Annotated in this window: 19 protein-coding genes; 12 read left to right on the top strand and 7 right to left on the bottom strand. The window is 61.5% G+C overall.

The features are described 5' to 3' along the window. The first annotated feature begins 169 nt into the window (after positions 1-169). The 8 genes from urtA (at position 170) to QA642_RS31535 (ending at position 7,903) form a co-directional block, all read left to right on the top strand. Positions 170-1,429, top strand: coding sequence for an urea ABC transporter substrate-binding protein (gene urtA, locus QA642_RS31570; RefSeq protein WP_283080351.1), 1,260 nt, complete (start codon positions 170-172; stop codon positions 1,427-1,429). 145 nt (positions 1,430-1,574) lie between these two features. Further along, positions 1,575-2,501: an urea ABC transporter permease subunit UrtB gene (gene urtB, locus QA642_RS31565; RefSeq protein ID WP_027557089.1), complete on the top strand. Its 927-nt coding sequence runs from the start codon at positions 1,575-1,577 to the stop codon at positions 2,499-2,501. A gap of 23 nt (positions 2,502-2,524) precedes the next feature. After that, entirely contained in the window at positions 2,525-3,664 is a 1,140-nt protein-coding gene (urtC, locus tag QA642_RS31560) for an urea ABC transporter permease subunit UrtC (protein ID WP_283080350.1), read from the top strand. Positions 3,665-3,674: 10 nt separating this feature from the next. Further along, on the top strand, positions 3,675-4,430 hold the full coding sequence (urtD, locus tag QA642_RS31555; RefSeq protein WP_283080349.1) for an urea ABC transporter ATP-binding protein UrtD: 756 nt from the start codon (positions 3,675-3,677) through the stop codon (positions 4,428-4,430). Between the two features lie 11 nt (positions 4,431-4,441). Beyond that, complete coding sequence (gene urtE, locus QA642_RS31550; RefSeq protein WP_283080348.1) at positions 4,442-5,131, top strand: urea ABC transporter ATP-binding subunit UrtE; 690 nt, start codon at positions 4,442-4,444, stop codon at positions 5,129-5,131. A 25-nt stretch (positions 5,132-5,156) separates the two neighbouring features. Beyond that, positions 5,157-6,386, top strand: a complete 1,230-nt coding sequence (fmdA, locus tag QA642_RS31545; protein WP_283080347.1) for a formamidase — start codon at positions 5,157-5,159, stop codon at positions 6,384-6,386. 67 nt (positions 6,387-6,453) lie between these two features. Further along, complete coding sequence (locus QA642_RS31540) at positions 6,454-6,804, top strand: zinc ribbon domain-containing protein (RefSeq protein WP_283080346.1); 351 nt, start codon at positions 6,454-6,456, stop codon at positions 6,802-6,804. A gap of 58 nt (positions 6,805-6,862) precedes the next feature. Then, entirely contained in the window at positions 6,863-7,903 is a 1,041-nt protein-coding gene (locus QA642_RS31535) for an aliphatic amidase (protein ID WP_283080345.1), read from the top strand. Between the two features lie 872 nt (positions 7,904-8,775). Here QA642_RS31535 and QA642_RS31530 read toward each other — a convergent pair. Both QA642_RS31530 and QA642_RS31525 read right to left on the bottom strand, forming a co-directional pair. Then, the gene (locus QA642_RS31530; RefSeq protein WP_283080344.1) at positions 8,776-9,303 is read right to left on the bottom strand and encodes a hypothetical protein; all 528 of its coding nucleotides are present in this window, start codon (positions 9,301-9,303) and stop codon (positions 8,776-8,778) included. 650 nt (positions 9,304-9,953) lie between these two features. Further along, positions 9,954-10,277, bottom strand: a complete 324-nt coding sequence (locus tag QA642_RS31525; protein WP_283080343.1) for a hypothetical protein — start codon at positions 10,275-10,277, stop codon at positions 9,954-9,956. A gap of 88 nt (positions 10,278-10,365) precedes the next feature. On the opposite strand from QA642_RS31525, the gene QA642_RS31520 reads away from it, so the two are divergent. The 3 genes from QA642_RS31520 (at position 10,366) to QA642_RS31510 (ending at position 15,300) form a co-directional block, all read left to right on the top strand. Next, complete coding sequence (locus QA642_RS31520) at positions 10,366-11,724, top strand: calcium-binding protein (protein WP_283080342.1); 1,359 nt, start codon at positions 10,366-10,368, stop codon at positions 11,722-11,724. A 205-nt stretch (positions 11,725-11,929) separates the two neighbouring features. Further along, positions 11,930-13,771 (top strand): type I secretion system permease/ATPase, encoded by a 1,842-nt coding sequence (locus QA642_RS31515; RefSeq protein ID WP_283080341.1) that lies wholly within the window; start codon positions 11,930-11,932, stop codon positions 13,769-13,771. Continuing rightward, entirely contained in the window at positions 13,771-15,300 is a 1,530-nt protein-coding gene (locus tag QA642_RS31510) for an HlyD family type I secretion periplasmic adaptor subunit (RefSeq protein ID WP_283080340.1), read from the top strand. The genes QA642_RS31515 and QA642_RS31510 overlap by 1 nt, the downstream gene beginning before the upstream one ends. A gap of 91 nt (positions 15,301-15,391) precedes the next feature. Here QA642_RS31510 and QA642_RS31505 read toward each other — a convergent pair whose 3' ends face one another. The 3 genes from QA642_RS31505 to QA642_RS31495 all read right to left on the bottom strand — a co-directional run bounded on the left by QA642_RS31505 (position 15,392) and on the right by QA642_RS31495 (position 19,613). Beyond that, positions 15,392-16,075 carry a HemK/PrmC family methyltransferase gene (locus QA642_RS31505; RefSeq protein ID WP_283080339.1) on the bottom strand — a complete coding sequence of 228 codons (684 nt, stop codon included), beginning with the start codon at positions 16,073-16,075 and terminating at the stop codon, positions 15,392-15,394. 669 nt (positions 16,076-16,744) lie between these two features. Continuing rightward, positions 16,745-17,770: a TAXI family TRAP transporter solute-binding subunit gene (locus tag QA642_RS31500; protein WP_283087014.1), complete on the bottom strand. Its 1,026-nt coding sequence runs from the start codon at positions 17,768-17,770 to the stop codon at positions 16,745-16,747. A 46-nt stretch (positions 17,771-17,816) separates the two neighbouring features. Then, a complete protein-coding gene (locus QA642_RS31495) occupies positions 17,817-19,613 on the bottom strand; it encodes a hypothetical protein (RefSeq protein WP_283080338.1) in 1,797 nt (598 codons plus the stop codon). Positions 19,614-19,939: 326 nt separating this feature from the next. On the opposite strand from QA642_RS31495, the gene QA642_RS31490 reads away from it, so the two are divergent. Next, the gene (locus QA642_RS31490) at positions 19,940-20,476 is read left to right on the top strand and encodes a DsrE family protein (RefSeq protein WP_283080337.1); all 537 of its coding nucleotides are present in this window, start codon (positions 19,940-19,942) and stop codon (positions 20,474-20,476) included. A gap of 60 nt (positions 20,477-20,536) precedes the next feature. On the opposite strand, the gene QA642_RS31485 is transcribed toward QA642_RS31490, so the two are convergent. Both QA642_RS31485 and QA642_RS31480 read right to left on the bottom strand, forming a co-directional pair. Next, positions 20,537-23,143 carry an AMP-binding protein gene (locus QA642_RS31485; RefSeq protein WP_283080336.1) on the bottom strand — a complete coding sequence of 869 codons (2,607 nt, stop codon included), beginning with the start codon at positions 23,141-23,143 and terminating at the stop codon, positions 20,537-20,539. Positions 23,144-23,473: 330 nt separating this feature from the next. Continuing rightward, positions 23,474-25,348, bottom strand: coding sequence for a hypothetical protein (locus QA642_RS31480; RefSeq protein WP_283080335.1), 1,875 nt, complete (start codon positions 25,346-25,348; stop codon positions 23,474-23,476). Between the last annotated feature and the right edge of the window lie 2 nt (positions 25,349-25,350).

Below are 25,350 nucleotides of genomic sequence, written 5' to 3'. Positions count from 1 at the left end.
TAACCCCCACTCCCGATACGGACCCGGATCCCACGCAAATCCCGTACCAAAAGCCTACGTCGGCATTTTGCGGTGCAGTATACGCGATCTTGCGTATGCTTGCGCTGCACAAATTCGAGCCATCCTCACGGCACCAATCGCGTGTCCTCGAACAAACAGTGGGGTGCTCATGTCAGACGAAGCAAACAAGGGCTTGTTGTCGCCGCTTCGGCGCAAACTATTGATGGGAATGGCTGCTTTGCCGGCCATCACGATGCTGCCGAAGGCGTCCTTCGCGCAGGCTCCGGCGACCTCGGCAGTCAACACCACGGGTCTTGCGGTAACCGATACCGAAGTCACCGTCGGCATCCTGCACTCGGCCACCGGCACGATGGCGATCTCGGAGACCGGCTCGATCGAAGCCGAGAAGCTCGCAATCGAGCAGATCAACGCCGCCGGCGGCGTGCTCGGCCGCAAGATCAAGGTCATCCAGGAAGACGGCGCCAGCGACTGGCCGACCTTCGCGGAGAAGGCGAAGAAGCTCCTCGTCAACGACAAGGTCGCGGCCATCATGGGCTGCTGGACCTCGGCCTCGCGCAAGGCGGTGCTCCCGGTCGTCGAGCAGTACAACGGCATGCTCTACTACCCGACCTTCTACGAAGGTCTCGAGCAGTCCAAGAACGTGATCTACACCGGCCAGGAAGCCACCCAGCAGATCCTCGCCGGCCTGAACTGGATCGCCAAGGAGAAGGGCGCCAAGTCGTTCTTCTTCATCGGCTCGGACTATATCTGGCCGCGCACCTCGAACAAGATCGCGCGCAAGCACGTCGAGAACGTGCTCAAGGGCAAGGTCGTGGGCGAGGAATATTATGCGCTCGGCAGCACCCAGTTCAATTCGGTGATCAACAAGATCAAGCTGACCAAGCCCGACGTGATCTTCACCGACGTGGTCGGTGGCTCGAACGTCGCTTTCTACAAGCAGCTCAAGGCAGCCGGCATCGATCTCTCCAAGCAGGCGCTGCTGACAATCTCGGTGACCGAGGACGAGATCGACGGCATCGGCGGCGAGAACATCGCGGGTGCCTACGCCTGCATGAAGTACTTCCAGTCGCTCGACAACGCCAACAATAAGGCCTTCGTCGCCGCCTTCAAGAAGATCTGGGGCGAGAAGACCGTGATTGGTGACGTGACGCAGGCGGCCTATCTCGGCCCGTGGCTCTGGAAATTGACGGTCGAAAAGGCCGGCAGCTTCGACGTCGACAAGATCGCGGCCGCCTCGCCGGGCGTGGAATTCAAGGGCGCGCCTGAGGGCTATGTGCGTATCCACGAGAACCATCACCTCTGGTCGAAAACGCGCGTCGGTCGCGCCAAGCTCGATGGTCAGTTCGAGCTGATCTACGAGACCGCGGATCTGGTCGAGCCGGATCCGTTTCCGAAGGGCTACCAGTAAGCAAGCCTTCCGCAAACTTTCCCAGAGCAAGAGCTCCCTGGCGCGGACGGTCAATCCGCGCCTCACGACCCCGCGTCGCGACGTCGCTCGCGACGCGGGACCCTGTCCCTCGGACGCAAGACGCTGTCCTCGACGGAGAAATCAGATGTTCGGCGACTATTCGATTGGCGACCTCGGCTCGATCTTCGTCATGCAGGGCTTTGCCGGCCTGATCCTGTTTTCCGTCTACGTGCTGATGGCGCTGGGGCTCGCGATCATCTTCGGCCAGATGGGCGTCATCAACATGGCCCATGGCGAGTTCATGATCCTGGGCGCCTACGTCACCTGGATGACGTCGAATTTCTTCCAGTCCTATCTTCCAAGCCTGTTCAGCGGCTATTTCTTCCTCGCGATGATATTGGCCTTCCTGGCCTCCGGCGCGCTCGGGATGCTGGTCGAATGGGTGCTGATCCGGCACCTCTACAAGCGGCCGCTCGATACTCTGCTTGCGACCTGGGGGCTCAGCCTCATGTTGCAGCAGGCCTATCGTTCGATCTTCGGCGCGCGTGAAGTCGGCGTCGAGCTGCCGCAGTGGATGCTCGGCTCGCTGCATGTCACGGACTCGATCGAAGTTCCGATCAACGGCGTCTTCGTGATGGGACTGACGGTGCTGATCACCATCGGCGTCGCCTACATCATGTTCCGCTCGCGCTGGGGCCGCCAGGTTCGTGCCGTCGTGCAGAACCGCATCATGGCGGGCGCCGTCGGCATCAACACGGCCAAGGTCGACCGCTACACTTTCGCACTCGGCTGCGGCATCGCCGGCGTCGCTGGCTCGGCCTTCACCATGATCGGCTCGACCGGGCCGACGTCGGGCCAGCTCTACATCGTCGATACGTTCTTGGTCGTCGTGTTCGGCGGCGCCGCGAGCCTGCTCGGCACCATCGCCTCGGCCTTCTCGATCTCGCAGACCCAGTCGACGCTCGAGTTCTTCATGTCGGGCTCGATGGCGAAGGTGCTGACGCTGCTTGCGGTGGTCGGAATTCTGATGCTGCGGCCGCAGGGGCTGTTCGCCCTCAAGGTCCGCAAATAACGAAAGTGCAGGGGGCTGAACCCATGAACGACAGTCGTTTTGCCACGCGTTCGGAGTTGATCGGCATCCTTGTGCTCGCGGTCTTTCTGGTCGTGATCCTGCCGCTCTGTCTCGATGTCTTCCGCCTCAACCTGGTCGCCAAATATCTCACCTACGCCTTCGTCGCGCTGGGGCTGGTGATCTGCTGGGGATACGGCGGCATCCTGAGCCTGGGGCAGGGCGTGTTCTTCGGCCTCGGCGGCTACTGCATGGCGATGTTTCTCAAGCTCGAGGCGTCGAGCGTCGAGAACACCAAGATCCAGTCGACGCCGGGGATTCCCGACTTCATGGACTGGAATCAGATCACCGCGCTGCCGTTCTTCTGGAAGCCCTTCCACAGCCTGACCTTTACGATCGCCGCCGTTATCCTGGTGCCGGGCATCTTCGCCCTGATCATTGGTGCTGCGATGTTCAAGCGCCGCGTCGGCGGCACCTACTTCGCGATCATCACGCAGGCGGTCGCTGCGATCCTGACCATCCTGATCGTGGGACAGCAGGGCTACACCGGCGGCATCAACGGCATGACGGATCTCCGCACGCTGAAGGGGTGGGATATCCGTCCCGACCACGCCAAGATCGTGCTCTACTTCTTCGAGGTCGGCCTGCTGTTCGCTTGCATCTTCATCGCGCAGTTCGTCCGGCACTCCAAGCTCGGCCGCATCCTGGTGGCAATGCGCGATCAGGAGGATCGTGTCAGGTTCTCCGGCTACAGCGTCGCCAACTTCAAGATCTTCGCCTTCTGTATCGCCGCTGTATTCGCCGCGATCGGCGGCGCGATGTTCGCGCTCAATGTCGGCTTCATGTCACCCTCCTTTGTCGGCATCGTACCCTCGATCGAGATGGTGATCTACACCGCGGTCGGCGGTCGGCTCTCGATCCTGGGCGCGGTCTACGGAACGATCCTCGTCAACTTCGCCAAGACCAGCCTCTCCGAGTCATTCCCTGAGCTGTGGCTGTTCGGCCTCGGCGGCCTGTTCATCGCCGTAGTGCTGGCGTTCCCGAACGGCCTCGCCGGCATCTGGGGCGATTACGTCCAGCCGCGGATCAGCCGCCTGATCGCCGCGCGCAAGCCGAAGGCGGGCTGGACCGACAACTCCGTCGCCGACGGCGCGCCGGCAGAGTGAGGAGGAGATCATGCTCATCGGTCAACAGCCAAAACCCTTCCTGCTCTCGGTTGAAGGGCTCACCGTCTCCTTCGACGGTTTCAAGGCGGTCAACGATCTCTCCTTCTACGTCGAGGAGAACGAGATCCGCGTCATCATCGGCCCCAACGGGGCCGGCAAGACCACCGTGCTCGACCTGATCTGCGGCAAGACCAAGGCCACCTCAGGCTCGATCGAGTTCCGCGGTAAGGATCTGACCAAGCTGAAGGAGAACCAGATCGTCAAGGCCGGCGTCGGCCGCAAGTTCCAGACGCCGTCGATCTACGACGATCTCACGGTGTTCGAGAATCTGGAGATCTCCTTTCCGCGCGGGCGCACCGTGTTCGGCGCGCTGACCTTCACACGTGATGCTGCCGTGCGCGACCGCGTCCACGAAGTGGCGGAAATGATCTTCCTGAAAGACCGCCTCGACATGAGTGCGGCGCTGCTTAGCCACGGCCAGAAGCAGTGGCTCGAGATCGGCATGCTGCTGATCCAGGACCCGGATCTGCTGATGCTGGACGAGCCCGTCGCCGGCATGAGCGTGTCCGAGCGCGCCAAGACCGCCGAACTCCTCAATCGCATCATCAAGGACCGGTCGGTGCTGGTGATCGAGCATGACATGAAATTCGTCGAGGACATCGCCCACAAGGTCACGGTGCTGCACCAGGGCCAGATCCTCTCCGAGGGCACCATGGAGAAGGTGAAAAACGATCCGAAAGTGATCGAAGTTTACCTCGGACACTAGGGAGCGCGTCGATGCTGGCAATCAATGATCTTCACGTCGCCTACGGCCAGAGCGAGGTGCTGCACGGCCTCAACGTGTCGGTCGCGCCCAATGAGATCGTCGCGATCATGGGTCGCAACGGCATGGGCAAGACCACGCTGATGAAGTCTCTGATGGGGATCGTGCCGACCAAGAGCGGTTCGGTGACCATGGACGGTGCCGAGCTCGGATCGCTGCCGAGTTACGATCGCGTCGCCAAGGGGCTCGCTTATGTACCGCAGGGGCGGATGATCTTCTCGACCATGACGGTGAAGGAGAACATCGAGACGGGCCTGGTCGTGTCAGGCGGCTCCGAGGTACCGGAAGATATCTACGAATTGTTCCCGGTGCTGCTGGAGATGAAGGGTCGTCGCGGCGGCAATCTCTCCGGAGGCCAGCAGCAACAGCTTGCGATCGCGCGTGCGCTCGCGACCAACCCGAAAGTGCTGCTGCTGGACGAGCCGACCGAAGGTATCCAGCCGTCGATCATCAAGGAGATGGCGCGCACCTTGAAGCGTATCCGCGACCACCGGGGCCTGTCGATCGTCGTCTCCGAGCAGGTCCTGAGCTTCGCGCTCGACATCGCCGACCGCGTGCTTGTGATCGAGAATGGCGAGATCGTCCGTGACGAACCGCGCGACAGCGTCGATGCCGCGCAGATATCGAAATTCCTGTCCGTCTAATCAGTAAACCAAGGGGAGCATCTCCATGCCAGACACACTGATCAAGGTCGACCTCACCAAGTCTGCCTATGAGAACGACAAGATCCACAACCGCTGGCATCCGGAGGTTCCGATCGTCGAGTGGGTCAGTCCCGGCGATGACTTCATCATCGAGACCGTCGACTGGACCGGCGGATTCATCAAGAACAACGACTCGGCTGATGACGTCCGCGACATCGATCTGTCGATCGTGCATTTCCTGTCCGGTCCGATCGGCGTCAAGGGGGCCGAGCCCGGCGATCTTCTCGTCGTTGATCTGCTCGACGTCGGTCCCCTCAAGGAGAGCCTGTGGGGCTTCAACGGCTTCTTTTCCAAGCAGAATGGCGGCGGCTTCCTGACCGATCATTTCCCGCTGGCGCAGAAGTCGATCTGGGACATCAAGGGTCTGTACACCTCGTCGCGCCACGTGCCCGGCGTGAACTTTGCGGGCCTGATCCATCCCGGTCTGATCGGCTGTCTGCCCGATGCCAAGATGCTCGCGGCCTGGAACGCGCGCGAAGCCGAGCTGATCGCGACCAACCCGACCCGGGTGCCGGGCCTTGCCAATCCGCCGTTCGCGCCGACCGCCCATGCGGGCCAAGCCAAGGGCGACGTCAAGGCCAAGATCGGTCTCGAGGGCGCGCGGACGGTGCCACCGCGCGAGCATGGCGGCAATTGCGACATCAAGGACCTGTCGCGCGGCTCGAAGATCTACTTCCCGGTCTACGTGCCCGGCGGCGGCCTCTCGATGGGCGATCTGCATTTCAGCCAGGGCGACGGCGAGATCACCTTCTGCGGCGCGATCGAGATGGCCGGCTGGCTGCACATCAAGGTCGACGTCATCAAGGGCGGCGTGGCGAAATACGGCATCAAGAACCCCGTTTTCAAGCCGTCGCCGATCACGCCGAACTACAAGGACTATCTGATCTTCGAGGGCATCTCGGTCGACGAGGCCGGCAAGCAGCATTACCTCGACGTCCACATCGCCTACCGCCAGGCATGCCTGAACGCGATCGAGTACCTGAAGAAGTTCGGCTACTCCGGCGCCCAGGCCTATTCGATCCTCGGGACCGCGCCATGCCAGGGCCATATCTCCGGCGTGGTCGACGTGCCCAACGCCTGCGCCACGCTGTGGCTGCCGACCGAGATATTCGACTTCGATGTGATGCCGTCGTCGGCAGGGCCGATCAAGCACATCACGGGCGATATCCAGATGCCGATCTCGCCGGATAAGTGATGCCTGCACGCGAGGGATGCGGGGCGATGCGCCCCGCATCCGACGCGCAACAGCGAAGGGAGCGAGGATGCCAGTCTACGATTATCTCTGCAATGATTGCGGTCCGTTCACCGACATGCGGCCGATGGCCGAATGCGACGACCCTCAGGATTGTCCACGCTGCGAGATGGAATCGCCGCGCGTGATCCTGACCGCGCCGGCGTTCTTCTGCATGCCCGCAGAGAAGCGCAAGGCGCACGCCACCAACGAGCGCTCCAGGCACGCGCCGAAGACGCTCGATCAGTACAAGGCAGCGCACGGGCCGGGCTGCGGCTGTTGCGGGACCGGCACGAAGAAGAAACCGGGGCGGCTCGTCACCAAAAGCAAGAGCGGCGCCGTCGGCTTTCCGACCGCGCGGCCCTGGATGATCAGCCACTGAACGCAGGGCGGCCATCGCGTCGTCGACAAGCTCGAACCAGAACAGAAGGGCGCTTCAAATGCTTCACGGTGACATTTCTTCCAGCAACGATGTGGTCGGCGTCGCGGTCGTCAATTACAAGATGCCGCGGCTGCACACCAAGGCCGAGGTGCTCGACAACGCCCGCAAGATCGCCGACATGGTCGTCGGCATGAAGCTCGGTTTGCCGGGCATGGACCTCGTCATCTTCCCGGAATATTCGACCCACGGGATCATGTACGACTCCAAGGAGATGTACGAGACCGCCTCGCAGGTGCCGGGCGAGGAGACCGCGATCTTTGCGGAAGCCTGCCGCAAGGCCAAGGTGTGGGGCGTGTTCTCACTGACCGGCGAGCGCCATGAGGAGCATCCGCGCAAGGCGCCGTACAACACGCTGATCCTCATGAACGACAAGGGCGAGATCGTGCAGAAATACCGCAAGATCATGCCCTGGGTGCCGATCGAGGGCTGGTATCCCGGCACATGTACCTATGTCTCCGAAGGCCCGAAGGGACTGAAGATCAGCCTGATCATCTGCGACGACGGCAACTATCCGGAGATCTGGCGCGACTGCGCGATGAAGGGCGCGGAGCTGATCGTGCGCTGCCAGGGCTATATGTATCCGGCCAAGGAGCAGCAGGTGATGATCTCCAAGGCGATGGCCTGGGCGAACAATGTCTATGTCGCGGTGGCCAACGCCGCGGGCTTTGACGGCGTCTACTCCTATTTCGGCCACTCTGCGATCGTCGGCTTCGATGGCCGGACTCTGGGCGAGACGGGGGAAGAGGAATACGGCATCCAATACGCGGGCCTCTCGAAGAGCCTGATCCGTGATGCCCGCCGCAACAACCAGTCGCAGAACCATCTCTTCAAGCTCTTGCATCGCGGCTACACCGGCATGATCAATTCCGGCGAAAGCGCGAAAGGCCTTGCGGCGTGTCCTTACGATTTCTATTCGAAGTGGATCGCCGACCCCGAAGGCACGCGCGACATGGTCGAGGCGATGACCCGCCCGATGGTCGGAACCGAAGAATGCCCGATCGACGGCATCCCGAACGAGAAGTCCGCGACCAATTACTAGATCATCTTGCAGTTGGTCTCGGCTGAAAGACGTACCAGCATGGTGGGCCGCGGCGTGCTTGCCGCGGTCGGGACGCCGGACTTATTCGGGAGCACGATTGAGAAGATCAGCCTAGTGGCCGCCCACGATCCAAATACTCAGGAAAGATCCCGAGTATCGTACGCGCGTGCCTAGTCCGCCGCCGCTCCTAGCGCGTCGGGGCAATAGCGCCGCCTGTTCCTGTCGAAATCAGCAAACGGTGGACGCGTTCTGCGTGCTCTTTCGTCAGATTCTCGGCCAGATCGGTCCCAATCACCGCCGGGCCTTTCCTTGTTCGATCGTATACCATCCAGCCCCTGCCGCCCATTCGAACAAAAAATCTGCTCTGCGATGGCGTTCGGTCATTCACCAAAAGGGCTCCTAATCTGGGGCTGCTTCTAGCAATCAGGCTCCAAGCACGGCATTTGTTTATGCGAATCAAATAGGGAAAACGTGGCAATTCCTCACGAAGATGCATCAAACATGAAATAAAGCAACACTTTCGACGCAGGCCGTGTTCAGCGCTGATCTTCAGATGGATTCGCAGCCCCACCTCCAGAAGAGTGCAAGAGAAAGGGTGATTGGACTATCCCGAGGGGGCTTGGCCGACCGAAGTGGCCGATCGGGAATTGCTGGCTAACGCAATCTCCATCGGATCCAGGCACGGACAACGAAAGAGACTTTTCGGAAAGCCTCAGTGGCGGTGCCGCGTGCCTGCTGGCGGCAAACCGATCGTGCCGCCAGCAGCTTTGGCCAATCTCATCAGTCTGAGCGACTTGGCGACGAAAGCACGTCTTTGTTCACTCCCAGCGGAAGCATACCAACTCTTCTGAGTTGCCGGTGAAGGGCTCTATTCACAGCACCGTGCCGCGCGGGTTCACAACCGTGTACCCTCTCAATGAACGCGCGTGTATCCGCGTGGCGTGTCCACCTGAGTTGGCGTCGTATGCCATCCAAACGTCGCCGGCGACATGTTGCTCCAGGACGAAAACGTGTCCGCGCCTTGCAGCGACCATCCCTGGTGCCGGCGAGGTGCGCGGAAACCGCAGCCAGTTTGCCGCGAGGTTCAATTCCGGCACGATACGGCCAAACACGCGTAGGGCCGCGCCACAACCGCAGAACGAAAAGGGGCAGCCCGCGGGGCGGCCGCCGACGATTCGAATGCTGATGGAAGTATCGGGTGCGGCGAGTTGCTCTAACCGCTGTGTCCGCAGTGAGTGGCGCAACTCCGTTCGCTGATTCGAGACTTGCGACTGGTATGAGAAATCACAGGGCATGGTGATATTGCATTCGGAAGCGCGATCTATTCGATATGGTCGCGCGTCCGAATTGAGTGAGGTGATCGCAACGAAACAACACGCAGAAATTACTTGTTTGAACATTGCAGGCTCCAAATTGAAGGACCCCGCCCCGAGCAAGGAACAACCGTCAACAGATTGGCTGAAATCCGCCAAAAAAGCGGCCTCTCTCTGGATGAGAGGCCAACCATACTTCTGGAGTAACTCCAAACTTGCAGACCGTCGAAGAGCGCCGCAGCCGCAGATGCGATCGCTTCATGTGTCGATCATTGCCACGAAGTTCATATGAAGAGTGATTGGACCCTTCGATCCGTCCAAGATCACGCGGAGACTCTTGGGGTAGTATCCGGCCCCAATCACGGTCCCGATCCTTCCAGCGAGACGAGGACCGGCGGCCGGCTTTACCTGAATTCGTGAGCCCGGTGGAAACTTGAGCTGGATTTCGGCCGATCGCGACATAGAATCCTCGGCAGCAGTGCCCAATTCTGCTCGAACGGTCGCAACAGCGTGGCACCAGACGGGCGGGCGCATTGAACGGGCAAATTCGATTGTGCGCTCGGCACGAAGAGCTCTTCGACCGACGGTACTGAAGAACCAAACGCAGCCCGGCGCCTAAGACAAAATTCCTTTTCTTCTGCAACGTCTCTTCTGGCAACTTCGCAACTTGCTCGGGCCAGCGAACTCGATTTCGGTGCCAAAATACCGATTGCTTGCGAAGCCGACCTGCAATGAAGTCAATCGCTGAACGGCACCATTTGATACTGAACAACGGAAAGCCGCTGATGAGAACCTCCATCATCAGGAGTAATCCCCCGGCAAAAGATTCGTCCGGTTGCTTGGCGTCCGTCCTTGGCAGGGAAGCAATTGTGTCGGCGTTGTGCCAGATCTTCGGTGCTCTTCTTCGCCGCAATCGTCCGCAGATATTTGAATCCCCTTTTGAAACAGTTCGAATCCGAATTTGGCGGGCGATTGCTGTCGTGTTGCTGTGCAAACTTTAGGCACAACAATCCCTTGGTTACGCCCAAAGGAACGGGAATTCCCGCCTCAAACGTAAACATACGTTAGCCGCCGTGGGACGCACGATCGGTTGTCGGCGCTCAGGCCCAAAAGGGTCACTGGGGGTTTCAACACACAAGGGGAATATCATTGACTACCTTACACTACGCAGCTGGCGGGGGTCTGGACTCGAACGGTAACTACACACCGGCCGAAGCGGGATTTAATCTCGCGGATATCCAGTATGTCGATCAGGCGAACGCATTGCCCGATGGCGTGCAGGGTCTGGTCTGGCTTGATCAGTATCAAGGTGTGACTCAGGAGTTCATCGACGCGGTCACACCTTTCCTCAACAATCCGAAAGTGTTCGGCTTCTACCTCGTGGATGAGCCGGATCCCACCGGACAGTGGGGCCCGCAGGCCAATGCAGCGGACCTGAAGGCGGAATCCGACTGGATCCACCAGCACGATCCCGGCGCCAAGACGTTCACGGTCCTGAATAACATGGGATCATCGGACGACCCGAGCTACATGAATAGCTACAACCAGGCGAATACCCACATCGACTACTTCGGTCTCGATTGGTATCCGGTCTGGTCGGATCGTCCGAACGTCGATCTCAGCACCATCGACAAGTATGTCGCTGCTGCGGAGCAGGCGGGCATTCCGCTCGACTCGATCGTCCCGGTGTACCAGGCGTTCGGCGGTGGCGGCTGGAGCACCGAAACCGGTAGCCAGGTTGTGATGCCGACTGCCGCGCAAGAGCAGGCGATGATCAATCACTGGGCGGACCTCGTTCCCAACCCGGCGTTTGACTACGCCTATGCGTGGGGCTCGCAGAATGGCGATACGGCGCTTGAGGACTCGCCGGAATTGCAGCAGGTCTTCCTCGCGCACAACACGAGCGGGGGCACGTCGACGCCCGTCCCGCCGGTCGTCAGCGCTCCGCCGGCTGATACGCCGACCGACACGCCGACCGACACGCCGCCTTCCGATCATAGCGGAAGTTCGGCGTCCGACGGCAGCACGCCTCCAACTTCCGGCGCGAGCGGAAGCACTGGGACGGACGGCGGCACGACGACGCCTGTTGGCGATGCCGGCGGAAGCACCGGTGGCTCAACGGGAGGCTCCACGCCGACCAGCCCGACGACACCGGTTTCCGGTTCGGACGGAACGACGGACCCTTCGACCGGTGGTACGACGGACACTGGCCACTGGAATGGCGGCCATGGTCACTGGTCGGCCGACGCGTCCGGGTCCACCAACGGTGACACCGGCGGCTGGCACAACCACAACGGCGGGAATTTCGATTTCTCGCAGTGGATCAATGGCGCCACGTCGTCTTCGTTCGGAGGTCATGGGGGATGGCGAGGTCTGACCACGCCGTCATCCGCGACGTCGGATGCAACCACCACTGACCAGACCGATACCTCGGACACGGGGTCTTTCGTCGGACATCTGACTGACTTCTTGTCTCACCACCACGACCATCACGCCTGGCACTCGTGAGCTAGTAGCGCAATTTGCAACAAGAGCATACGCGCGGTCCGCCCGCGCGTATGTTCAGTATGGGGGGAGTTCCTCTCAGCCGCAGTGGTCGAGAGGAGGGGTGCCATTCCGCGCACGGCGGAATGTTGAAATGCGGGCGTCCTGACGCTCGATTGCATGCAATTTTCAACCCGCTTACCGCCGCCCGGCCAAGGGCGGCCCGGATATGCACATGCACGCTTCGGCAAAACAATCAGCGCTCGCGAGCGCTTTCCGTCGGATACGTCCCGGCCTGATCGCGGCCGGTGGACTATCCATCTTCATCAATCTGCTGGTGTTCGTCTCGCCGCTCTACACCATGCAGATCTACGATCGGGTGCTGACGAGCCGCAACGGGATGACGTTGTTGCTGCTGTCGGTGATCGCGCTCGCGCTTTTCATCAGCTACGCGGCGCTCGAGCATTTTCGCAGCCGGGTTCTCGTGCAAACCGGGCTTCACTTCGATCAACTCATCTCGGGGGAGACGTTCGAGACCGCGCTCGGACAGGCGCTGAGCACAAGCAGCTCACATCATGTTCAGCTTCTGCGCGACGTCGATACCTTGCGAGAGGTGCTGTCGGGCGGCGTCATCACATCGCTAATGGACGTGCCGTGGACGCCGATTTTCCTCGCGATTTGTTTTCTGCTCCATCCGCTGATCGGCTTGGTCGCCCTGATCGGCGCGGTCATCATCTTGACGCTGGCCTTCCTCAACGAGCGTCTTACGAAGAAGCCGCTGAATGCGGCCGCGTCGAAGAATCTTCACGCACTTGATCGTTTGACCTCGTCGCTCCGCAACGCAGAAGCGATCCGTGCGCTTGGAATGGCACCCGCGATCCGTGCGTCCTGGGCGCAAACTCATGAACAGGCGCTGTCGGAAAGCGCGACGGCGGGAGAGCGCGGCGGGACCTTGCTTGCAATCTCCAAATTCCTGCGCATGGCGATTCAGGTGAGTATCATGGGAGTGGGCGCATATCTCGCGATCCAGCAGGAAATTTCGGGAGGTGTGCTATTTGCCGCTTCGCTGATCATGGGGCGCGCTCTTGCGCCCGTCGAGGCTGCGGTCTCGCAATGGAAGGCGCTGGTCGCCGCGCGGACCTCCTATGCCCGCCTCAATCGCGCGCTCGACGCGCGTGCCACTGAGGGGCGGCCCACGAGGCTGCCGGCGTTGGTGGGCCAGATCTCGCTCGAGGCCGCGACGGTTCTCGTTCCCGGATCGCAATTGCCGGCTATCGCCGACGTGTCGTTCCGCCTGGAGCCCGGCGAGGTCGTCGCCGTCGTCGGCCAGTCCGGCTCCGGGAAATCGTCGCTGGCGCGAGCTCTGGTCGGTGCCTGGCCGCTGGCGCACGGCTGCGTGCGTATCGACGGTAACGATGTCACGCATTTCGACCCCAATTTCCTCGGGCGGAATCTCGGCTACCTGCCTCAGGACGTCGAGCTGTTCGCCGGTACCGTGCGCGACAATATTGCCCGTTTCCGCGACGACGCCTCCGACGAGGCGGTTGTGGAAGCGGCGCAGTTGGCCTCGGCGCACGAGATGATCCAGCGTCTTCCGAAGGGCTATGACACCGTGATCGGGGATAACGGCGCAGGTCTTTCGGGCGGTCAGCGGCAGCGTATCGGGCTCGCACGCGCACTGTTCGGCAAGCCGGTGCTGGTCGTGCTCGACGAGCCGAACGCCAATCTCGACGGCGACGGCGATCGCGCGCTGGCTGATGCGATCCAGAGACTGCGGCAGAGCAAGGTGACGATCGTGATCATCAATCACCGACCGAACCTGCTCGCCGCCGTAGACAAGATCGTGTTCATGCACGAGGGGCGGCTCGGACGAATCGGGACGCGCGAGGAGATGCTGCCTGCGCTGCTTGGCAAGACGGTTGCACCGATGCGACGCGAGGTGCGCGGGCCTGCCGAACACCATCGCGCTGACCGCCATCACCATGCTGAGGGCCACCACCGTGCTGAAGGTATTCACGGGTCCGCGCAGTTTTCAAATCAGCTGCGCCCGGCGCACGCGACGAGGCAATAATGGACAAGATGTTGCAACGGGGAGCGGACGCTCTCGACAACGAGCTGGCGGAACTCCTGAAGCAGTTCAACAAAACCGGCGAAGCGGCGCGAGCGCCGCAAGCCCCGGGAAAACTGGAACCGCAAGCTCCGAATCAACTCCTTGCGAAGGCGGAAGCGATGACAAAGTCGCTGATCCATCTTGCAAAGACAAAACTTCCGGTCCTGCGGTCCCAATGGTCCTCACTGGGCGACAATGAGGGGCAGCCGGGCGATTGGAAGACACCCGCACGGCGGGGCTTTCTGGTGGTCTTCCTCACCTTTGGCGTATTCGGTGGCTGGACCGCCCTCGCATCGATCGACGGCGCCGTGGTGGCGACCGGCTCCGTCGTTGTCGAGAGCGACCGCAAGGTCGTGCAGCATCTCGAGGGTGGAATTGTCCGGGATCTGCTGGTGACAGGCGATGCGCATGTCGCGGAAGGTCAGGTCCTGTTGCGGCTTGATCCCACGCAGGAGCGGGCCAAGGAGGAGATCGCCCGCTCGGCGGTGTACTCGGCGGTCGCCGAGGAGGCACGCCTGCAGGCGGAAGCCGAAGGAAAGGATAGCATCACGTTTCCGGCCGAGCTGCTCCAGAAGACCTCAGATCCGAGCGCGGTGCGCGCAATGGGAGACCAGAAGCGGCGCTTCGATGAACGTCGCGCGGCGCGAAAGATCGAGATCTCGATTCTCGAGGAGCGAATCGCGCAGGCGCAGCGGCAGATCCAGGGAAACACCGCGCAAAACAAGGGCGCGCACGCGCAATTCGACAGCGTGAGCCAGGAATACACCAAGCTCAAGCCGCTCGCTGACCAGGGCATCGTGCCGTTCGCGCGCGTCGCCACACTGGAGCGCACCAAAGCCGAGCTCGAGGGCAAGATCGGCGCATATGAGGCGGACATCGCTCGCTACGGTCGCATCATCGACGAATCGCGGCTGCAGATCGATCAGGTCGGGCAGAAGGTGCTGGAAGAAGCAACCGGCAAGCTCGCCGACACCCGTGCCCAGCTTGCTGACGCGCGCGAGAAGCTGCGCGTCGCCGTCGATGTGCTGGCCCGGATGGAGGTGCGCGCACCGCGATCGGGGCGGATCGTGAACCTCAAGGTTCACACGATCGGTGCCGTGATCAAGGCGGGTGAGGTGCTGATGGAGATCGTGCCGGACAACGATGTGCTCGTGGTGGCTGCGAAGGTGTCGGCGCTCGACATCAACCACGTCCAGCTTGGCCTACCGACCGAGGTGCGGCTACCGTCGTTCAAAGCGCGCACGACACCGATCGCTCTCGGGGAGGTGCTTTCGATCGCGGCCGACGCCACTCGCGACGATGCCACGCATCAACCGTATTACGAGGTGAAGGTGTCGGTTCAGGTCACTCAGTTTCCCGAGGCGGTCCGTGAAAAGCTCAAGCCTGGCATGATGGCTGACGTTCTGATCGCAACCGGCGAACGCACAATCCTTGCGTATCTGACCCAACCGATCACGGACGCGATCCGGCGCGGCATGAGGGAAAGCTGACAACTCGTCGGCTTTCGCTCGCCGACCCGCGCGGGTCGCTGGACACTGTGAAGCCGGCCATCGTTCGGGAACGACGGGGGCGAGGCCGGCATCAATTTGCGTGCGCCATCACGACGCGACCGGTGCCGGTCTCGTCCATAACCACGCGGACATTCCCGTAAGCCTCGTTGCGTTCGAGCAGGGTTGCCACCTGGCGATCCTGGCCGCGGCCGACCTCGAACAGCAGCAGTCCTCCCTGCCGCAGGTAGCGAGGTGCATCTTTGGCAACGCGCATATGGATGCTCAGTCCGTACGGCCCGGCAGCGAATGCTTCGCGCGGCTCGTCTATGAGCAGGGAAGCGCGGTCGCCCTTAAGCCTGGATTCCGAGATGTAGGGCGGGTTGCAGACGATCATATCGATTCTCCGCTCCAGCGGCAGAGCCGATAGGGCTCCGAACAGGTCGCCCTGAAGCACGGCCATGCGTGACTCGAGGCCGTGGCGGGCAATATTGCGCCGTGCGAGCTCGACACACCCGTCGGTCAGGTCGCTGGCCCAGACGCGAGTGCCGGGAATGTTGAGCGCGATCGCACAGGCCAGATTGCCGGCGCCGCAGCACATATCGACGACCCGCGGCGTGGGGAGGTGTTTTTGGCGTAGAGCGTCAATCGCGGTTCTGGCAAGCAACTCGGTCTCCGGCCGCGGCACCAAAGCGCCGGGAGCGACCAGCAGTTCGATTCCCATGAACAGGGTGGATCCACGCCCGTAGGCTTCGCCGACATTGATTGTTTCAGCCATTGCCGTCAGACCCCTGTGTGACGCATTCCTGCCAATCGTTCAGTCCGGCTCAGCTCGCTGGCCGGGTGCAGACTTCTGCAAATCGCCGGCGGACTGCGTCCAGACCCACCAGCTCAAACTCGTTCTCGGAGACGGGAGGCGTTCCAGTGTACACCCTGACCAGAAGTCGACCGGCCGCCGGCATGGTGCCTATGAGGCGGGCGGCATCGCCAGGGAAGACCAGACTTCGTCCGCCATCGGCGACCTTCCATCGTTGGTCTACAGACGGTTGATCATTGATCTGGAATACGACCCTGATCTCGGACGAGGGAGTTTGGGTCCAGGGACTCGCTGCGGAGAGCAACAGCGCGGTCCGATTGGCGTGACAATGGATAGCGAGCGAGGAGGGTGCATCCTTCGAGCCGGACCGTGCGGTCGTTCGCGCGGCGATCTGTGGCTTGTAGTCGACCGGCGATGTGGTTTCGCTCACAATCCAGTTCGGACTTTGAGGAGCCACTTGGACCAATCGCTCGGGTGAGGTCGCCCCGATCCGCTGGTCGACGCACGTCATGTGCTCCATGCCCTGAAATTGCGCGCATGCCTTCAAGCGATCTGTCGCATCGTCGGCCGACGCGCAGTCTAGATGCACCATACCCACGAGCACGGAGGCTGCGAGGGTACAGAGTCGCTTCATCGCGATAATCCAACGGTCGCGCTGGGTGAATGATCGAGCCATTCCTGCGCCGGGCCAAATCGGGTCAAGGTGGGGACACCCGCGCGGAGATTCACGTCCTTCCATTTCGAGTCGAAGCCGGCGGATTGCAGCCGGTCGAGCCTTCCGAAGAGGTAATCCACGAAGCGCGCCATCCGCCGATAGCGATCGGTCTGTGGTTGCCAGTTGTAGGCGGCGAGAATTGTAGGAACGGCGATGGTCGCAATCCGCGTGCCGTTCGGAACCAGGTTTGGATAATCCTTTGCATCGAGGAACGACGGAAGATAGTAATCTTCAAATCGGACGTCATATTCGATCGGCAAGAACTTGAAGCCGTCGTCCCAACGACCTTTTAGGAATGCGTCGACTGGCTTTGATGTGATGAAGACGACCGCTGCAATTTCACCGCTCTTCATCTGCTGCAATGCGACCTGATGGGGAATGAACAATTTTTCGACATTCAATCCCAGCCGGCTGAAGATCAGAGGACCAGAGTAGGCGGCCGCCGTACCCTGAGTATTGAAGTTGACCTTCTTTCCCTTGAGGTCATCGAGCGACTTGATCTCTGGACGCACGAAGACGTGCAGCTCGGCAGGGAAGAGGTTGAGAATATAAGCGATCCGCCGTTCGATCCCCGGAACCTGTGCCTTGTACTCGTCAAGCGCATCGGTGTTGATGATTGCCGCATCGACGCCCCTGAGATAGAGCAGCGAATTGACGTTCTCGGTCGCACCCGTCGTGACGATCGGAATGACGTGCAGCTTGTCCTCTTCGTTGACGACGCGGGCGATCTCCGCGGCGAGCCGAAGCGGCGCGCCTTCGACAAGTCCTCCGGCGAGCCCGACCGTCCACGCGTTGATGCGTTCCTTCGCGAGCGCGTCCGCGGTTCGTGGCGCGGTCGGTGCCGGCGGCGGATCGCGTGGCGGGCGAGATTGGGCATTGGCGACCGGCTGCAAGACGAGCATCGCCATAGCTGCCGTGAATGCGAGCTTGGTCAAAAACATGAATCGCTCTCCTCTTTGGGCTGCCTTCCTAAGGCCCACTCGGCAGTTATCTGAGTCCCTTGATCCGTCCGTCCGCGTCCTGAATGCCGCCAGCCCGGGCTCGTTCATACAGTTCGCGCGCCTTTGCCGAATCGCCGGCGACGCCGCGGGCGTCCCAGGATTGCAGCATGTGAGGATCGTAGGTTTCGGCCAGCATGAAGGCAGCCTGTGCGCTGCCATGCCCCAGGATGTATTCGAGCAATCCGCGGGCGCCGTTGATGTCCGCTTGCCGGAGCAATGCGCTGGCACGTGCGAGTAGTCTCTCCTCGTTGGCAAGCGGTCGCGCTGCTGCGCCCGCGGCGGCTGCTCGCTCCGGCGCGCCGGATGGGACAGAGCCCGTTGTGAGCTGCACGTTCGGCGGCGTTGCGGCGGGGGTTGGAGGCTTGGGCGAAGGCGGAGCAGGGGACTGGATGACGCTTTGGGTGGGGGCGCGGCTCTGGTCGCTACGCGAGGGGGCGATCACAGCGGCGAATGCGCTCCACGCGGCCAGCTGATCCCCGACGGATGCAGACGTCGGAGGCGGCGGCTTGCCACTGCTCGCTTGCTCCTTCTCACGCTTGACCTGCGCTTTTGCGACAGCCTCGGCGGCGCGCGCCGCATCCGACGCTTCAGCACGCGCCGCGTCGCGCTCATTCCTCAGCGATGTCGTCTCGCGCGCGAGTGCGTCCGCACGGCTTCGCTGCTGCTCGAGATCACGCTGCAGCACCCGTTGCTGTTCGACGTCGGCGGCGCGGTGGGCCGTCAGTTCTGAGGCCGCAGATTGCGCTGCGCGGAGTTCGGCCTGAGAAGAGTCCAGCTGGCGGACCGTGCTATCCGCCCTGTCTCGCTGCTTCTCGAGCTCGCGTCTCAGCGCCTGCTTTTCGGCGGAATCTGCAGCATTGATCTTGACGGTCTCGGAGGCCGAAGTCCGGAGAGCGCCGAGTTCGTTGATGAGGGCCTCGGTCTTATCCTGTTCCTGCTTCAGTTCTCGCTCCAGAGCCTGCCTCCGTTCAGCCTCCGTCGCGGCAGAATTCGTGGCCTCGGATACTGCGTTCCGTGCGCCGTCGAGCTCCGAGCGAAGCGAGGCAAGCTGAAGCGAAAAACGCTTGGCTCCGTTCCGTCGGTCGAGTGGACATTCCTGCTTGAGCTCGACTTCGGACGCCTGCATGGCCTTCGAAGCCGCAACCCGCGCGACATCCAGCTCCGCCCTCAGAAAGGAGAGTTCGCGCGATAAATTGCTCGCCTTTTCCCGTTCCTGTTCGAGCGCCTGCGTTTGCTGGATTCCAATCTCGATGGCGCGGGCGGTGTGCGTCTGGATCTGGCGCGCCGCGTCTAGCTCCGCTCGGACGGAAGCCAGTTCGCGGGCAAGCTGTTCCCTTCGCTGGCGCTCCTGATCCAGCAGTAACTGCTGGTTGACCCGCTCTGCTTCTGACGCGGGCTGAGCTGCGCCACGGTCCGCCGGTAAAGACGTCGTATCGTGCGCAGGGGTCTCGGCAGGGGGGCGTTGCTGCTCCTTTGCCGTTATCGTTCCTTGTGGCGCGGCTGCTGCGGGCCTTGGAGCGGGTTGCGGCGGTGCAGATTGCGTTTTGTCCACGCGTTGAGCGAGGATCCGCGTTCGTTCGACCTCGTTGAGTGGCTTTCGTTCGCCCGTGCCGCTCGATTGATTGAATGCCGCTGCTGCGACGAGGTGAGCGTGACCCTCTTCTTTGTTCCAGGATGCAGCGGCAGTCGTTCCAACCAGCAGCGGCACAAGGCAGATGACTGGGATCACGATGGACGTACGGGCTCTTGCGCGACCGCGCGGGCGGTAAGAGAGGTCGAACAATCCGCATCCGCGGAATGGAAGTTGCTGGCACCGAGACCAGCGCGCAGCAATCATCGCGGTAGCTCTTCTTGTCGACAAATCGAATCTGTGCGCCCCCATCGTGATAGCCCAAATGCTTGGTAGGGATCATGGTTTGGCGTTCATGACACCGCGTTCACCAACGCACTGTCGATATCGCAGTCGTGGTAGCCAGAACGGAGTAGAAGGAGCGACGATGGGTATTAAGTAGATCAGAACGGACGGTTGCTCGAAGCGTCTTGACCCCGTCGACCCTGCTTAAATAGTTTGCGAGGTGCATAGCTCATTACACGCGCGGGAGGCAAAATATGAGCAGGTCATTTGCCATTCTTGCCGGCGTCGCGGCTTTCGGATTGATCCTCGCAAGCGGCATGGAAACCCACGGTTCTGCGCAATCACCGTTCTCCACCAAGAATCCCAGCGTTTCGGTCAGGAACGCAAATGCCAAGATCTCGAATGCGACGCTACGGACGCAGCGTCCGCATCGACTTGTCATCCATGTCGACGTCAACGATCCGGCGGTGATGAACCTTGCTCTCAACAATGTCAGCAACGTGGCTCAGCACTACAGCGATCTCAATCAGAAAGTCGAAATAGAAGTGGTCGCGTACGGACCGGGACTGCACATGCTGCGCGATGACACGTCCCCCGTCAAAGGGCGTGTTGCAGCGATGAGCGAAACCACCCCCGGACTGACGTTTTCGGCATGTGGAAATACGCGCGAGAACATGACGAAGAGCGAAGGCAAAGACATTCCCCTTGTTTCACAAGCCAAGGTCACCAAGTCCGGGGTGGTCCGCCTGATGGAGCTTCAGGAGCAGGGTTGGAGCTACTTGCGGCCCTGATGGCACGATCGGTCTGTACGGTCCTGTCTTACAGGACCGGTCGTTGGAAAGCACCTCGCATCACGAGCTGGACGCCGCGATCGCGCGCTCGATGACAGGTCGGTTGACCGAGAGATGTGGCTCGACCACCAGGTCAAGATGTCCGCCGGCGATCGGAATCACATCCAGCTCTTCGAACAGGGCGTCCCATCCGAGGCGCGGTGTCACTCCCGGCCGATGGCAGGCGAAGACCGTTCCCTTGATGGGCAGACGAGGTTTGGTATCCGAAACCCAGCGCCCGAATGCCCGCATCCGGAGGAGTTCCTCGAGTTCGAGCTTGAGCATGAAACGGGTGCTTGCCAGGCGAGACCACGTAATGGCGTCGACGAGCCTGCAGAATCGAACCTCTTGACCCATTCGAGCGGCCAACTTCGCCACCGAGCGGCAAAGCATGCGGTAGATGGTCACCCGGTGGGATCGGATCCGTTGCATCGTGCGCGACAAGGCTTCCCGGTGATTTGCCCTGCGCGGGCCCACATTGGTGTCGAGGATGCCCAGAAACTTGACTGCACGACCCTGTTCGATCAATCGCGCCGCAACTTCGAAGGCGACGCCGCCGCCCAGGGAATAGCCGATCATTCGAACATCGCCACGCGGTTGGACGGCATTGATCTGTTCGACAGCCAGTGCGGCCATCTCTTGGACAGAATCGCCGCCAGCGAGGCTCCAACTCAGGTCTGGATAGCGAATGGGGATGACGCGCGCCACCTTGCTCAGCTGAGCGCCGAAGGCGGCCATACTCGGGCCGTATCCCATGGAGCCAGGCAGTATGACAAGACCTGGCAGAATCGAGTGGTCAAGACGCTGCGGCGCTGGTTGGTCGACGGCGGCGACGGCTTGGACCATGTCGTCAGCGGTCATATCCACCGTGAATGCTTCCATGCTGAGTTCACGACCGATCAGCTCTTCGAGATCCATGACACAGCGCAGGAGCTTCAGGGAATCTCCGCCGGCCTCGTCCCAGCGGCCGGCTGCTTCCTGTGCGCCGAGGATACTGCTCCACACCTGTTGCACGACCTTGTTTGCCTCGGCCATTCTCTGCGTGGTCGGCAAAGGCATGGACGAGGTCTTTTTGCTCTCCGCATCGAGCAGCTTCAGCCTGGCGTGATCGATCTTTCCTCCGGGAAGGCGGGGAATCTCTTGTAGCTCGTGCAGTCTGGTGGGATGCAGGGCCGCGGGAACAGCCTGCCGGATCGTGTCGCGAATGTCGGCCTGGAACTGCGGCCTGGGCGGTTTGGCCGGCGACGCGAATAGAACCAGCTCGTTCGCGTCCGTCACGACGGCGACAGCGTCCTTCACATAGGTGAGCTTGCGCAGTGCACTCTCGAGCTCGGCGGGCTCGACGCGCTGACCATTGATCTTGAGCTGGCGTCCCTTCCGTCCGACGATGCGCACCAGTCCGTGGGTATCCACGACCACGAGGTCGCCGGTCCGGTAAATGCGAGCCTTTGGGTCATCCGGGGCGGGCAATGCCGGCGAAAGCTGCCCGCCTTCCCAGTATCCCAGCATGACGTACTTGCTCTTGATGACGAGTTCGCCGACCTCGCCGCACTGGACCGATTTTCCACTTTCGTCGACCACAGCATAGGATATGCCGGGAAGAAGATAGCCGACCGGGACGCTGACGCCATCCTCTGGCCATTCCCTGGGAAGAAACCACTGTGTGCCAGTGGTTTCCGTCGACAAATAGCTGACTTGAATGAAGCAGCTGGGCTTCACCGCTCTTCGGACGAGCTCAATGTCCGTCCATAACACCTTCTCCCCGCCGATGCGAAGAATGCGAAGCGAATCGAAATCGCCTTGCCGGCTGGCGTTGATCAGTGCACGAACCAAGGCTGGTACGACATAGGTAATCGTGACCCGTTGAGCGGCGATCTGACGAAGTACGCCGCGCAAGCCGAGCGCCTCGACGTCGACGACGTGAAGTGTTGCTCCCGTCAATACTGCCGACAGCATTTCTCGGCAGCCGGCGATCGTGGTGGGGCCGCTCAGAGGCATGAAGACATCAGCGGAGGTTGTGTGACATGCATCCACGTACTGCTGAACGCGCTGGAGCAAATTGCGTTGGCTGTTCACGACGCCCTTCGGCGTTCCAGTGCTGCCGGAGGTATAGAGCACTACCGAAGGCGCATCGACCGAGACGCGCGCGTTCGGCGCGGTTGCTGCCGGAGCTTCGCAGGCGCTTGCAACGTCAAGCCAGAGCAGGCCGCATTGCTCGATCCAGTCGGCGGAAGCGCCGCTGCCATGTCCGATCAGTACAGAAATCCGTGCGCTCGTGGCGATACCCATGAGCCGCTGAACCGGATCGCGCGGATTGAGCGGGATGAGGGTTCGACCGACTGCCATGCAGGCAAGCATGACAATTGGCTGCCAGGCCGAGCTGCGCAATAGCCATCCGACGGCCTCCCCCTCAGGGGTCAGCGCCTCGATCGCCTCGGCCAAGGTCAATACCCGGGACAGCAGCTGTGAGTACGTGAAGGTATGATTGCCGTCGCTGATCGCGACCTTGTTGGCGAACTTCGCGGTCACCGCAATGAGGTGATCGATAGCGGAGACGCAGGCGAAGCCGGCTCCCAAGGGGACGAACGATCGATCCACCGGGCCATGCAGGTCGAGCGGTACCTCCACGGGCCTGAGCCAGCGCAGCGCCGCAGCAGATGGCTGTGGGAACGAGGACGGGGTCGTCTCGACGGTGTCGCATGACCCGCCAGACGGACATGTACTGCCAGTTGTCTGAAGCTGCATCACAGGACCCGTTCTATTTCCTGCTCCAACGTACGTTAGTCCGGCCTGGGCTCGCATACTTCGAATGAAGGATGCGGTTGAGTGCTGATTTTTGCCGGGCCCCAGCGGCATCTGATTCAAAGTCCGGTACGCACGCCGAGCGGCCTGCTAGGCCGATGGGCTTGTTGCCGTCCAGCGGGCCGAGCGGTCAGCACACGGCCAGCCGACTGTTGATCATTTCCGCTGCCTCCAACCGGGTTTGGCGGTTCCGGGAGCATGGACGAACGCTGCAATATTCATCCACCGTGCTGCCACTGCTTTGAGACTGCGGTAGGACAGCTCGAAGCCCGAGAACGATGGCCGTTCCACATCCGGCGACGCGAGCTCGGTCGATCCTCCGTGCGTCAGGACGCACCAGAGCTTGAGGCCGGGCTCGAGATCCGATGTTCGCGTGAACCGATTCAACGTGCTCCGCACGACGTCGCGGCTCGTGCTTCCGGCCCGGACTGCGAGCAAGACATGATCCGCCCAATAAGCGAGCAGTCGCACTTCAGGCGCCTCGTCCAAAGAAGGAGCGTTGATGACGATCAGATCATAGGTCTTTCTGAAATGCTCGAACAACGTCGCGAGCTTGGGCCCTGCCAGCGGCCCAAGGTGGTTGCCCTCGGACAATCGTGACGACATATAATCGATACCGAGCTCAGGGATGTGCTGGACGGCCTTGGCTGCCGCGCCGTCGTTCGCCAGCAGCTTCAAAATATCTGGAGTGTCGCCGGCCGCACGCCGGGGCGGCGCTTGAGCGAAATCCATGAACAGCACGCGCTGTCCCAGTTGCGCGGAGCAAAATCCAAAGCTCCACGCGATGGCGCTCTTGCCTTCACCATGCAAGCTGGATGTCACAAGGACGACATGCCGCTGCGGTGGCGCGACCGGATCCGCGGCCATCAGAGATACCACGGTGGAGCGGACGGCCTTGTTGTACGAGATAGCGGATTCCGCCACGAACCGCCGTGGCGAGGTGCTTAACTCTGGCGGAATCGATGGTACCAACCCAAGGCACGGGATACCCAATGCCTCTGCGGCTTCTGCCTCCGTGTGCAGGGTTCGATCGAGGCGCTTCAAGATCACCGCGGCGAAGCAGGCCACGAGAGCGAAAACGATCGTGATTGGAGGAACGAGGAGGAAAGGATTCAACGAACTGGGGAAATCCGGTGGAGAGGCATCCGCGATGACGGTCACGTCGGGGTCGGCGACGACGCCCTTCGTGGTGAGGTCCTGCCGCTTCCGTATCAGTGTTTCATACTGCTGCGCCAGTGTGGTGATTTTCCACTCCAACGCGGCACTCTGTTCTGACGAGGTCTGAGTCTGACGTGAGCGATCCAATTCCGCGTTTGCCACCGACAGGTCGTGCTGAACGGCTGCGGATTGTGTAGCGAGGCCGTTCAGGGCCTGCTCCTCTGCCGACCGTCTCTGCCGGATCAGCTCGTCGGCGTAGGACTGCGCGACCAGGTTCGCGATGTCGGCGGCTCGCCGCGGATTGGGGGCGGTGGCGATGACACTGATAACTCTGGACCGTCGCTCCTGACTTACCTTCAATCGCCCTTTCAATGCTGCCACCGCCGCGCCATCGCTTGGTTGATCCTTGCGGAACGAGAGGAATTCTCTCGTTTTCGACCATGCGGTGCGGAGTAACGAATCCGGAGCGTTGCCCTGTGCGGGCGCATCGAGCATCCTCAGCGCTGGTAGGAGGCGTCGCAGATAGGCATCGGACGACATAACGGTCACATGGGTGTCGATGGTCGGATCTTCCGACCCGCCTGTAGGCGTGGGGCCAGGCGCGCCGGTAATCTCGGCGACCCCGGGGCCTCGGGTGCTCACGACCAGCTGCGCCATCGCGACATAGGACGGGGACATCAACAGACTGCCGACAACGGCGAGCAGCGCGCCTACGCCGATCATTCCGAGAATGAATCGCTTGTACTGCCTGATGCTTTCGAAGACATGCTTGAATGCGGCGATTGTGTCATCGGGACGAGCCTCGTCGGCTCTCGATCGGTCCTGCGACAGAACGGTGACCGGCAGAATTCGTTTACCTGCGAACGCTTCCATCG

Source organism: Bradyrhizobium sp. CB2312 (assembly GCF_029714425.1).
Taxonomy (GTDB): Bacteria; Pseudomonadota; Alphaproteobacteria; order Rhizobiales; family Xanthobacteraceae; genus Bradyrhizobium.
This window is presented reverse-complemented; position numbering and strand designations above follow the sequence as displayed.